The 11,994-nt window shown below is 71.2% G+C and carries 11 protein-coding genes; 2 read left to right on the top strand and 9 right to left on the bottom strand.

Annotated features, from left to right (window positions below):
- Window positions 1-347 precede the first annotated feature (347 nt).
- Window positions 348-1,352: a stage II sporulation protein M gene (locus tag ACFWJX_RS05805; RefSeq protein ID WP_383237308.1), complete on the bottom strand. Its 1,005-nt coding sequence runs from the start codon at window positions 1,350-1,352 to the stop codon at window positions 348-350.
- 126 nt (window positions 1,353-1,478) lie between these two features.
- On the opposite strand from ACFWJX_RS05805, the gene ACFWJX_RS05800 reads away from it, so the two are divergent.
- Window positions 1,479-2,393, top strand: coding sequence for an RDD family protein (locus ACFWJX_RS05800; RefSeq protein WP_383237305.1), 915 nt, complete (start codon window positions 1,479-1,481; stop codon window positions 2,391-2,393).
- Between the two features lie 20 nt (window positions 2,394-2,413).
- Here the strand turns inward: ACFWJX_RS05800 and ACFWJX_RS05795 are convergent, their stop codons facing one another.
- The 8 genes from ACFWJX_RS05795 to ACFWJX_RS05760 form a co-directional block, all read right to left on the bottom strand.
- Window positions 2,414-3,028, bottom strand: coding sequence for a hypothetical protein (locus tag ACFWJX_RS05795; protein ID WP_383237302.1), 615 nt, complete (start codon window positions 3,026-3,028; stop codon window positions 2,414-2,416).
- A 193-nt stretch (window positions 3,029-3,221) separates the two neighbouring features.
- Window positions 3,222-4,679, bottom strand: a complete 1,458-nt coding sequence (gene ahcY, locus ACFWJX_RS05790) for an adenosylhomocysteinase (RefSeq protein WP_383237300.1) — start codon at window positions 4,677-4,679, stop codon at window positions 3,222-3,224.
- A 320-nt stretch (window positions 4,680-4,999) separates the two neighbouring features.
- A complete protein-coding gene (locus ACFWJX_RS05785; protein ID WP_383237297.1) occupies window positions 5,000-5,980 on the bottom strand; it encodes a cation diffusion facilitator family transporter in 981 nt (326 codons plus the stop codon).
- A 192-nt stretch (window positions 5,981-6,172) separates the two neighbouring features.
- Window positions 6,173-7,324, bottom strand: a complete 1,152-nt coding sequence (gene manA / locus ACFWJX_RS05780; protein WP_383237293.1) for a mannose-6-phosphate isomerase, class I — start codon at window positions 7,322-7,324, stop codon at window positions 6,173-6,175.
- 211 nt (window positions 7,325-7,535) lie between these two features.
- Entirely contained in the window at window positions 7,536-8,669 is a 1,134-nt protein-coding gene (locus tag ACFWJX_RS05775) for an SIS domain-containing protein (protein WP_383237290.1), read from the bottom strand.
- Window positions 8,670-8,809: 140 nt separating this feature from the next.
- Complete coding sequence (locus ACFWJX_RS05770; protein ID WP_383237287.1) at window positions 8,810-8,980, bottom strand: Trm112 family protein; 171 nt, start codon at window positions 8,978-8,980, stop codon at window positions 8,810-8,812.
- Window positions 8,981-9,231: 251 nt separating this feature from the next.
- Window positions 9,232-10,596, bottom strand: a complete 1,365-nt coding sequence (locus ACFWJX_RS05765; protein WP_383237284.1) for a phosphomannomutase/phosphoglucomutase — start codon at window positions 10,594-10,596, stop codon at window positions 9,232-9,234.
- Between the two features lie 209 nt (window positions 10,597-10,805).
- Window positions 10,806-11,228 carry a DUF3499 domain-containing protein gene (locus ACFWJX_RS05760; protein ID WP_383237281.1) on the bottom strand — a complete coding sequence of 141 codons (423 nt, stop codon included), beginning with the start codon at window positions 11,226-11,228 and terminating at the stop codon, window positions 10,806-10,808.
- A gap of 306 nt (window positions 11,229-11,534) precedes the next feature.
- Between ACFWJX_RS05760 and ACFWJX_RS05755 the strand changes: the two genes are divergently transcribed.
- Complete coding sequence (locus ACFWJX_RS05755; protein WP_383237278.1) at window positions 11,535-11,984, top strand: metallopeptidase family protein; 450 nt, start codon at window positions 11,535-11,537, stop codon at window positions 11,982-11,984.
- Window positions 11,985-11,994 lie beyond the last annotated feature (10 nt).

Below are 11,994 nucleotides of genomic sequence, written 5' to 3'. Positions count from 1 at the left end.
TTCCTCCGGGCGCTTCCCTTCGGTCTTGCGTTTCCGACTCTATCAGACCGTTTCCCGATCCGATTTCCTCGGTGCTTTCCAGGTTCCCGCTTTTGCTTCGCGGTTTCCCTTTCCGGCGGTTCCGACTTTATCAGAACTTCCGGGCCGGTCTGACCGGCCGCTCATTTCCGATTCATCGGGTGCTTCTGCGGAATCCAGTTCCGAGAGGCTTTATAGATACTAACCCTGCCGCCGACCGGTTCAGTCCAGTCCAGGCAACTGTTCGAATCTACCTCCCCGCGCGACCCGTGTCAACGGCTCCCGTGGGGCGAAGAGGAGACTAGCAGTTCACCCGCCGTACATGCACATCAGGCGGCCGTCGGCACCGTGGCGCTGCGTTCGGCCGCTTCGACGTCGCCCGTGTCGCCGGTGCGGGCGGCTCTTCCGCCCAGGACATAGACGTAGGCGAGGAAGGCCAGCTCGGCTGTGATGCCGATCGTGATGCGGGCCCAGGTGGGCAGGCCCGACGGGGTGACGAAGCCTTCGATGGCGCCTGAGACGAAGAGGACCAGGGCCAGGCCGATGGCCATGCCGAGGGCGGCTCGGCCTTCCTCGGCCAGGGCAGTGCGGCGGGTGCGTGGGCCTGGGTCGATGACGGTCCAGCCAAGACGTAGGCCGGTGCCGGCGGCCACGAAGACCGCGGTCAGTTCGAGCAGGCCGTGCGGGAGGACGAGGCCGAGGAAGGTGTCGAGCCGACCCGCCGAGGACATGAGGCCGATTCCGATGCCGAGATTGAGCATGTTCTGGAACAGGATCCAGAGGACGGGGACGCACAGGAAGACACCCAGGACCAGGCACATCGCGGCTGCCTGGGCGTTGTTCGTCCAGACCTGGGCGGCGAAGGACGCTGCGGGGTGGCTGGAGTAGTACGTCTCGTACTGGCCGCCGGGGCGGGTCAGCGCGTCCAGTTCGTCCGGGGCCCCTATGGAGGACTGGACTTCCGGGTGGGTGCCGATCCACCAGCCCAGGAGCGCCGCGAGCGCGGTGGAGGCGAGGGCCGTGGGGACCCACCAGCGCCGGGAGCGGTACACCGCGGCGGGAAAGCTCTGGGTGAGGAAGCGGGTGACGTCACGCCAGGAGGCTCGGCGGGTCCCCGTCACGGCGCTGCGCGCGCGTGCCACCAGTTGGCTGAGCCGGCCGGTGAGCTGTGGGTCGGGAGCGCTCGACTGGATCAGAGAGAGGTGGGTCGCGGTGCGCTGGTAGAGGGTGACGAGTTCGTCGGCCTCGGTACCCGTGAGGTTGCGGCGGCGCAGGAGGGCGTCGAGGCGGTCCCATTCGGCTCGGTGGGCGGAGACGAAGACGTCGAGGTCCATCGGGGTGCCTGCTCCTCGGCTGTTCGTCGGGGGACGGGTCGGGTCAGCTTGTCGTACTGCGGCGCGATGTGCCTTCAGCTTGGCAGACTGGCCGGTGTCGGGGCAGGTCAGGGAAGGGGCGCGGGTGTGAGTGAGCTGGTGACGGGTGAGGCGGTGGCACTGGAGCTTCAGCCGGCCAGGCTGCCCAGCAGGGCACTGGCCACGTTGCTTGATCTGACCGTGGCCCTGGTGGCCTATGTGGCGGTGAGTGTGGCGCTGCTGATGGCGACGGCGTCGCTGGACGAGGCGGCGCGGACCGCGGTGTCGATCGCCACGTTTCTGCTGGTTCTGGTGGGCGGTCCGATCGCGGTGGAGACCCTCAGCCATGGGCGCTCGCTCGGGAAGGCGGCGTGCGGGCTGCGGGTGGTGCGGGATGACGGGGGGCCGATCCGGTTCCGGCATGCGCTGGTGCGGGGTGCGCTCGGGGTGGTGGAGATCCTGCTGACGGCCGGGGTGGTGGCGTGTGTCGCCTCGCTGGTGTCGGCGCGGGGGCGTCGGCTGGGTGATGTGTTCGCGGGGACGCTGGTGGTGCGGGAGCGGGTGCCTGCGGCGCGGATGGGGTTTGCGCCGCCTCCGCCGCCGTGGCTGGCCGGGAGGTTCTCCGGGCTCGACCTGTCGGCGGTGCCGGACGGGCTGTGGTTGGGGGTCCGGCAGTACCTGGGGCGGATGAACCAGTTGGATCCGCAGGTGGGGCAGGCGATGGCGGAGCGGTTGGCCGGTGACCTGGCGGAACGTACGGGGGCCGCGGTGCCGCCGGGGGTGCCGCCGGCCGCGTATCTGGCCGCGGTGGTGCAGGAGCGGCAGGTGCGGGAGGCGCGGCGGACGTTCGGGGGTGGTCCGGTGGCGGGGCAGGGGGCGGCCTGGCCGGGTCGGTCGGTTGGGCCGGTCGGTCCGGTTCCGGGTCCGCCGGTTGTGCAGGGGGGTGTCGGGGCCGATCCGGTGGTGCCGGTGGAGCGGCCGTCGGGCGAGCGGCCTGCCACCGGGTTCGTTCCGCCCGCGTAGCGGTTCTGGTTCGGTTGGGGTCAGTCGAACGTCGACGGGGGCGATTCGAGGTCTTCCAGCTCGACGCCGGGCGCTGCGAGGACGACGTCCCCGGCGATGTGCACGCTGTGCTGCTCGCCGGTGTCCAGGGCTGTGACCTGGTATTCGTCCACGGTCAGGGGTCCGTTGTCAGTGGTGTGTGCTTCTCTTTTCAGCAAGGCCCAGGACTGGTCCACGGTGCGCGGGGCGAGGACCGGGTCGGTGAAGGCGACGAGGCGTACGCGGGTGGCGGCCGCGGAGGGGGTGAGGCGCAGCAGGCGGGTGGTGGCGATGAGGAATGCGGGGGAGGTGCCGGTGAAGGCGTGGGCGGGGACGTTGCCTTCTGTGGCGTGGCTGCCGGTGGGGTCGGTGCGGACCCAGGTGACTCCCTCAAGGGCTGCGCCGCGTACCTGCCAGTCGCTCGCGTGGAGTTCGAGGCGGAGGGGGCGTCCGAGGGCGTCGAGGGTGAGGTCGACGGAGCCGTGGTGATCGCCGGTGGGGGTGGTCAGGCGGGAGACGTAGCGCCAGCCGGAGGGGCCGGGGGCGCATTGGAAGTGCTCGTGGGCGAGGGGGGTGTGATCGTGCGGATCGTGGAGCGAATAGCGGCCGCGGGGCATGGGGGTCCTGGGGTGTGACGGGCTGGTCCGGTCCGGTCACCTGGGCGTGCCGGGCCGGTGCTGGTGACGGCCGGTCCGGGCGGAGACCGACGGGGCAGGCCCCCGACACGGGGGTGCGGGGGCCTGTCTCGGAGGACCTGGTGCTGGGGAGTGCGTCCGTGTACGGGCGTGCTCCTCAGCGGGCGGGTCGGACTCAGTAGCGGTACTGGTCCGACTTGTAGGGGCCGTCGACGTCGACGCCGATGTAGGAGGCCTGCTCGGGGCGGAGGGTCGTGAGCTTCACGCCGAGCGCGTCCAGGTGGAGGCGGGCGACCTTCTCGTCGAGGTGCTTGGGCAGCACGTAGACGCCGGTCGGGTACTCGTCCGGCTTGGTGAACAACTCGATCTGGGCCAGGGTCTGGTCCGCGAAGGAGTTGGACATCACGAACGACGGGTGGCCGGTGGCGTTGCCCAGGTTCAGCAGGCGGCCCTCGGAGAGGACGATGATCTTCTTGCCATCGGGGTAGGTCCAGGTGTGGACCTGCGGCTTGATCTCGTCCTTGACAATGCCGGGGGTGTCGGCGAGGCCGGCCATGTCGATCTCGTTGTCGAAGTGGCCGATGTTGCCGACGATGGCCTGGTGCTTCATCCGGGCCATGTCGGAGGCCATGATGATGTCCTTGTTGCCGGTCGTGGTGATGAAGATGTCGGCCTGCTCGACGACCTCGTCGAGGGTCGTGACCTGGTAGCCGTCCATCGCCGCCTGCAGGGCGCAGATGGGGTCGATCTCGGTGATGACGACGCGGGCACCCTGGCCGCGCAGCGACTCGGCGCAGCCCTTGCCGACGTCGCCGTAGCCGCAGACGACCGCTGTCTTGCCGCCGATGAGGACGTCGGTCGCCCGGTTGATGCCGTCGATCAGGGAGTGGCGGCAGCCGTACTTGTTGTCGAACTTCGACTTGGTGACGGCGTCGTTGACGTTGATCGCGGGGAACAGCAGGACACCGTCGCGCTGCATCTCGTACAGGCGGTGGACGCCGGTGGTGGTCTCCTCGGTGACGCCGCGGATCTCGGACGACAGCTGCGTCCACTTCTGCGAGCCGTCGGTGATGGTGCGGTTGAGGAGCTCCAGGACGACGCGGTGCTCGTCGTTCTCGGCGGTGTCGACGGAGGGGACCTTGCCGTCCTTCTCGTACTCGACGCCCTTGTGGACGAGCATGGTGGCGTCACCGCCGTCGTCCAGGATCATGTTCGGGCCGCCGGTGGGGCTGTTCGGCCAGGTCAGCGCCTGCTCGGTGCACCACCAGTACTCCTCCAGCGTCTCGCCCTTCCAGGCGAAGACCGGGACACCCCGCGGGTCGTCGGGCGTGCCGTCCGGGCCGACGGCGATGGCCGCGGCCGCGTGGTCCTGCGTGGAGAAGATGTTGCACGAGGCCCAGCGGACCTCGGCGCCGAGGGCGGTCAGGGTCTCGATGAGGACGGCCGTCTGAACGGTCATGTGCAGAGAGCCGGTGACGCGGGCACCGGCAAGGGGCTGGGCCTCGGCGTACTCCCGGCGGATCGACATCAGGCCGGGCATCTCGTGCTCGGCGAGAGTGATCTCCTTGCGGCCGAACTCGGCCAGGGAGAGATCGGCGACCTTGAAATCCTGCCGGTTGTCGACAGTCGTCATGTGGAGCTGCTCCTCGGGTTGGGAGAGGTCTGGGTGCGGCTGGTCTGCGCGGCGGCGGACACAGGGGTGCCCCAAGGGGACACAGGCATGCCCGCGTGCGCGCAGCGCAGTCCGTCGGAGGCCCTCTCTCCCTCGGACGATCCGTGTGGGGACCGCCCGACCGCCATCAGCAGCGACGTCTGGCTCCGTTCCAAGCTACACCGGAGGCGGCGGACGGCCCCAGTCCACCTTCGAACAGATCGCGCCGATCTGGCCGCCTGGTCCGGAAAAGGCGGCGGGGCCCGCCGGTGGTCGGCGGGCCCCGTCGGGTGGGCCGGGGGTCAGTGGTCGGCCGGGGGGTGGGCCGGGCCGCCGGGGGTGGCCTGGGGGTCGGGGCCCTTGGCGGCCTCGGTCTCGCTGTAGATGTCGGGCTCGAGGTAGATGACGCGGGCGATCGGGACGGCCTGGCGGATGCGGGACTCGGCGGAGTCGATGGCGGCGGCGATCTCGGTGGCGGTGCCGTCGTGCCGTACGGCGATCTTGGCGGCGACGAGCAGCTCCTCGGGGCCGAGGTGGAGCGTGCGCATGTGGATGATGCCGGTCACGGTCGCTCCGTCGACGACCGAGGCCTCGATCTTCTGGACGTGCTCGATGCCGGCCGCCTCGCCCAGTAGCAGCGACTTGGTCTCGGCGGCCAGGACGAGCGCGATGATGATGAGCAGTACGCCGATGCAGAGGGTGCCGATGCCGTCCCAGACGCCGTCGCCGGTGAGCAGTGCGAGGCCTACGCCGCCGAGGGCGAGGATGAGGCCGACGAGTGCGCCCAGGTCCTCCAGAAGGACGACGGGCAGCTCGGGTGCCTTGGCGTGGCGGACGAATTCCTTCCAGGACTTCTTGCCGCGCACGGTGTTGGACTCGTTGATGGCCGTCCGGAAGGAGAAGGTTTCGGCGATGATCGCGAAGACGAGGACGCCGACCGGCCAGTACCAGTGGTCGATGTCGTGCGGGTGCTTGATCTTCTCGTAGCCCTCGTAGATGGCGAACATGCCGCCGACCGAGAACAGGACGATCGAGACGAGGAAGGCGTAGATGTAGCGCTCGCGGCCGTAGCCGAAGGGGTGTTGCGGGGTGGCCTCGCGCTGGGCCTTCTTGCCTCCGACGAGCAGCAGGGCCTGGTTGCCGGAGTCGGCGAGCGAGTGCACGGACTCGGCGAGCATCGACGACGATCCGCTGAAGAGGAACGCCACGAACTTCGCTACCGCGATCGCAAGGTTGGCGGCGAGTGCCGCAACGATCGCTTTGGTGCCGCCTGACGCGCTCATGTGTCGCGTGGTCCCTTCGTCCTCGGGTCGTTCTCGGGGTCGTCCCCGGGGCTCGTTCGTATCGCCTCGGGGTCGCCTCGTGCGGGTGCGGGCCGGGCGGTGTGCCGTTTCCGGCTTTGCCCGTCCTTTGCGGTGGGTCATTGTTGCAGCCCGGCCCGTGGTGCGGGTGCCCGGACGGGCCGCTGCAACGCGTCAGGCGATGACGGTGGCTCTGAAAACGGTGCCCGTTCCGGACACTTCGGCCTTTTCGCCTGCGGGGACGAAGACGGACCGACCGGGTGTCAGGGTGTGCTCGCCGGCCCGTACGGTGCCGGCCGTGCAGAGCAGGATCTGCGGGGTCGTCAGGGTGAGGTCGTGGGCGGCGGCGCCGTCGGGGAGGACGTAGCGGGAGAGGCGGAACTCGTCGATGGGGGTCTCGTAGACCTCTTCGCCGTCCGGTGCGGCCTCGGGGCGCAGGACGCCGGGGTCGCCGGACTCGAAGCGGACGATGCGCAGGAGTTCGGGGACGTCGACGTGCTTGGGGGTGAGGCCGCAGCGCAGCACGTTGTCGGAGTTGGCCATGATCTCGACGCCGAGGCCGCTGAGGTAGGCGTGCGGGATGCCGGCGCCGAGGAAGAGGGCCTCGCCGGGCTGGAGGCGGACGTGGTTGAGGAGCATCGCCGCGATGACGCCGGGGTCGCCGGGGTAGTGGTGGGCGAGGCCGGCGTAGGGGGCGTGGTCGCCACCGAGGCGGTCGCAGGCGGCGGTGGCGGCCGCGACCGTGTGGGCCATCTCGTCGGGGTCCGCGGTGAGGATCGCCGTCAGGACCTCGCGCAGGGCCGCTTCCTCGGGCTGGGCGTGCAGCAGATCGACGTACGGCTTGAGGGAGTCGACGCCGAGGGCGTCGAGCAGGTCGGCGGCGCGGGCCGGGGCGCGGAAGCCGCACAGGCCGTCGAACTCGGTGAGGGCGCAGATGAGTTCGGGCTTGTGGTTGGCGTCCTTGTAGTTGCGGTGCGGGGCGTCGATCGGGATGCCGCGGTGCTCCTCGTCGGCGTAGCCCTCCCTGGCCTGGGTGAGGTCGGGGTGGACCTGGAGGGAGAGGGGCGCGCCGGCGGCGAGGAGTTTGAGGAGGAAGGGGAGGCGGGGGCCGAACTTGGCGACGGCCTTTTCGCCCAGTTCCCGCTCCGGGGCGGCCTCGATGACCTCGACGAGGGTTCCTCGGCCTGTGCGGGAGGGGGCGCCGGGGTGGGCGCCCATCCACATCTCGGCCTGCGGTTCGCCGGTGGGTTCGGCGCCGAGCAGGTGCGGGATCGCGGTGGGGGAACCCCAGGCGTAGGGGCGGATGGTGTTGTCGAGGCGGTCCATGCGGGTGTCTGCCTGCCTGTTCTGTCTGTCCTGCGGTCGGCCGCTGCTGTCGGCTGTCCGCGGTCGGCTTGTCGCTGCCGGCGGTCGGTCGGTTGCCTTCGGCGGCCGGCCGGCTGTCGGTGGCTGTCCGGGACGGCGGTCCGTTGCGTCTTCGGGCGCTGCGGCTTCGAGGGCTGCGGCTTCGAGGGCTGCGTGGACGGTCGTCGTCAGATCAGGCTCCCGAGGCGAGCGCCAGGTAAACGGCGGCGAAATCCGTCATGGCGATCAGTTCGGCGAGGGTCACGAGTTCGTCGCCGGCCTCGGGTTCCAGCTCGCTGATCGGCGTGTCGTGGCTGAGGGCCAGTTCGCGGGCGGCCGGGGCGGCGGTGAGGCCGCCGATCGGGCGGTCGCGCAGCAGCACCACGCGCGCGTGCAGGGCGGGCGCTTCCTCGACGCGGTCGCGGAAGAAGTCGTCCGGGTCGGCGCCGGCGGCGAGCGGGCCCGCGAGCAGGGCGTTGTGTGCGGCGAGGGCTTCGGGGAGTTCGGCCACGAGGGAGGGGCGGCCGGCGAGTTCGGCGAGTGCGGCGGCGAAGCGGCGGCCGGCGGGGCCGGCGGAGGTGCCTTCCGTCCAGATCACGGGGAGGGAGTCGGCGAGTTCGGCGGCGAGGGTCTTCGCGGGGTTGCTGTAGGTCGCGATGGCCGGGCCGCAGCGTTCGGCGATGTGATCGAGGCGGTCGGCGACCCTCTCGAGTTCCTCGGGCGGGGCGGAGAGCAGGGCGATGCGGTCCAGGAGCGCGAGGAGGGGGGTGAGGAGCGCCCACAGGACTCCGGGGGCGGAGGCCGCCACGGGGGGCTGCTCGTCCTGCTCGTACGGGGCGGTCGCCATCGGGACGAACAGGCCGTGCGCCGCGCCTGCCGCGTCGGCGAGCGGGGAGCCGGCGGGGGCTACGGCGACGACCGTGCAGCCGCGGCGGTAGGCCTGCTCGACGAGGAGGGAGAGGCCGGGCTCGCTGCCGTCGGGGGTGGTGATGATGAGGAGGTCGACGGAGCCGGCCCAGCCGGGGAGTTCCCAGCGCAGGGCGCCCGCGGCGGGGGCGACTCCGGCGGGCGCGAGGCGGGTGACCGGGCAGGCGGCGCCGGCGAGGGTGCCGAGGAGGTCGGCGACGCAGGTGGCGGCGGCGCCGGGGCCCGCGAGGAGGATCGCGCGGGGGCGGCCGTCCGGTTTCAGCTCGTGCACACCGGCCTCGGTGGCGTGCCGGGCGGCGGTCCGGACGCGGGCGCCTGCCTCGGCCGCTCCGCGCAGGAGGGCGCGGTGGTCTGCCTCGGCCAGGGCCTCCGGCGTGTCGAGCAGCGATTCGTCGAGCATGGCGTCAGGTCTCCGATCGCCTGTGGTCGTCGGTGTGCGGGGGCGCTGCGCGGTCGGCCGGTGGGGTCGCCTCGCGGCGGGTCACCTCGCGTGCGCGTCGCCCTCGTGCGGCTTCGGCCCGTACTGCGCGGTGGGCGGCGTTACGCGGGGCGGCGGGCCTCGTCGATGAGGAGGACGGGGATGTCGTCGCGGACCGGGTACGCCAGGCCGCAGTCCTGGCCTGTGCAGATCAGCTCGGTGTCCTGCTCCTTGAGGGGGGCGTGGCAGGCCGGGCAGGCGAGGATCTCCAGAAGGCCGGCTTCGAGCGGCATGGGGTGTCCCTTCGAGGTGAGGTCGGGGTGGGGGTGTGGGTGGGTGGATGTGCCTGGTCAGGGTACCGCTGGTGGGGGTGGGGTGTGGGGTGGCCAGGTGGGGGGTCTGTCGCCCCCGCCGCCCCTTCCCTTCCCGTCCCTGAAGGGGCTCTGCCCCTTCAGGACCCCGCCAGGGGGCTCCGCCCCCCTGAACCCCCGATCGGCCTGAACGGCCTCGTCCTCAGACGCCGGACGGGCTGTAGGAGTCCGGCTCAGCCCCTGATCAGCGCCAGTACCTCGTCCACGATCTTCCTCATCGTCGCCTCGTCCCGGGCCTCTGCGTTGAGGCGGAGGAGGGGTTCGGTGTTGGAGGGGCGGACGTTGAACCACCAGTCGGGGGTGGTGACCGTGAGGCCGTCCAGTTCGTCGAGGGTGGTGTCGGGGCGGGGGCCGTAGGCGGACTTGATCGTGGCGATGCTGGCCGTCTGGTCGTGGACCGTGGAGTTGATCTCGCCGGAGCCGGCGTAGCGGTCGTACTGGGCGACGAGGGCGGAGAGGGGGGTGTCCTGGCCGCCGAGGGCCGCGAGGACGTGGAGGGCTGCCAGCATGCCGGTGTCGGCGTTCCAGAAGTCCTTGAAGTAGTAGTGGGCGGAGTGTTCGCCGCCGAAGATCGCGCCGGTGCGGGCCATCTCGGCCTTGATGAAGGAGTGGCCGACGCGGGTGCGGACGGGGCTGCCGCCGTTCTCCTTGACGACCTCGGGGACGGTCCAGGAGGTGATCAGGTTGTGGATCACCGTGCCCTTGCCGCCGTGGCGGGCGAGTTCGCGGGCGGCGACGAGGGCGGTGATCGCGGACGGGGAGACCGGGTCGCCCTGTTCGTCGATCACGAAGCAGCGGTCGGCGTCGCCGTCGAAGGCGATGCCGAGGTCGGCGTCCTCCTCGCGGACCCGCTTCTGGAGGTCGACGAGGTTGGCGGGGTCGAGGGGGTTGGCCTCGTGGTTGGGGAAGGTGCCGTCCAGCTCGAAGTACATGGGGACGAGGGTCAAGGGGAGGCCCTCGAAGACGGTGGGGACGGTGTGTCCGCCCATGCCGTTGCCCGCGTCCACGACGACCTTCAGGGGGCGGATGGAGGTCACGTCGACGAGGGAGCGGAGGTAGGCCGCGTAGTCGTTCAACGTGTCCGCCCGTGTGATCGTTCCGGGCTGTGCGGCAGGCTCGGGGACGGTCGACTCCGACCAGGTCTCCACCAGTTCGCGGATCTGGGCGAGGCCGGTGTCCTGGCCCACCGGGGCGGCGCCGGCGCGGCACAGCTTGATGCCGTTGTACTGCGCGGGGTTGTGCGAGGCGGTGAACATCGCGCCCGGCAGGTTCAGTGCGCCCGAGGCGTAGTACAGCTGGTCCGTCGAGCACAGGCCGATCTCGGTGACGTGCACGCCGCGGGCGGCAGCGCCGCGGGCGAAGGCGCCGGACAGGCCGGGGGACGAGGGGCGCATGTCGTGGCCGACGACGATCGCCTCGGCGTCGGTCACCTGGGCGAAGGCAGCCCCGAACAGCTCGGCCAGCGACTCGTCCCACTGATCCGGGACCACCCCGCGTACGTCGTAAGCCTTCACGATCTGCGACAGATCAGCAGCCACGGCCAAACCTTCCTGAAAGTCCTGTCAGTCACCACAAACTACCCGGCGCGACCGACGGGTCGCCGTGGGTCCGTCGAGTCCGACCCGGAGAGGTGACGTGCGCCGTGACCTGAGGTCGGAGCCGCGCCGATGGAAGCATTGGGTCCGGTTCCGGCCGTCGCGGCGGCACGTCCTGGCCGTGCGGCGGACGAACGGCGGTACCGGGCGGGTCAGTTGTCGGGTGAGCGCAGGACCCTCAGGTGGCCGCGGCGGGCGACCTCCATGGGGTCCGCCCCGCGGCTCGCGCCGCCGGCGCCGGCCGCACGTCCCTGCGGGCGGGCGGCCTCGCGGACGGCGTTGGCAAGCGCTTCCAGGTCGTCGCCACTGGGGCGGGCGGGCGCCGAACCGTCGAGGAGCCGGACGACTTCCCAGCCGCGCGGGGCGGTGAGACGCTCGGAGTGCTCGGCGCAGAGGTCGTAGCAGTGGGGTTCGGCGTAGGTGGCGAGCGGGCCGAGGACGGCGGTCGAGTCGGCATAGACGTACGTCAGCGTCGCGACGGCGGGTCGGCCGCAGGCGGTTCGCGAACAGCGACGTACAGGGCTCACGACGTTGGACGGTACCGCACTCTTGAGCGGGCCGCGACGACTCTCCACCAGGTCACTCCACCGTGTCGTGTTGTGAAACGCCCCACAGGCCACTCCAGTCATACCCCGCTGACCTGCGCGAACACCAGTCCTGAGGGTGAGGAAGGTGTCCGGGTCCGGTCATCGACGCGCACAAACACCATCAATTGCCGCGAGTTCGGCGGTCTCGGAGAGATATGGAATCGAGCCGGACCTTGGCCGGAATGGTCATCCTGCGACATGCCGGCGACATGCGGAGCGGAGTGGCCGGGCGGTGTCCGTGGTGCCGCGTGGAGCCGGGCGGCCGGTGGCGGCGGGGACTACGCTTCAGTAGTGATGGACAGCTCCGTACCGCCCCGTGCCGCAGCCCCCGGCCCTCGTCGTCGTGATCGCCACGGACGGGGCATGCGCGGGCCGATCGCGCCCCCTCAGGTACCGCTGGCCGCGAGCCGCGCCGAGGTGTTCGCGGATCTGGTGCAGGACTCCGTGGACCGGCTGGAGCGGCGGTGGCCGCAGCTCGCCGACATGGACTTCATGGTGCTGGAGGTGCCGCGGCTGGGCGGGGCCGGGGAGCCGTGGAACGACGAGGCGGTTCCGCTGGGGGGCACGATGGCCGCACGGGACGGCCACCGCGCGCGGGTGGTCGTCTACCGGCGGCCCGTCGAGATCCGCACCAAGGGGCGCGACGAGCGGGCCGCGCTGGTGCACGAGATTGTCGTGGAGCAGGTGGCGGAGCTGCTGGGGCTGACTCCGGAGACGGTGGATCCGCGCTACGGGGAGGACTGAGGGCGCGCCC

Source organism: Streptomyces sp. NPDC058335 (genome assembly GCF_042723915.1).
Classification (GTDB): domain Bacteria; phylum Actinomycetota; class Actinomycetes; order Streptomycetales; family Streptomycetaceae; genus Streptomyces.
Note: the sequence above shows the minus strand (reverse complement) of the source record. Positions and strands in the feature narration are given on the sequence as shown.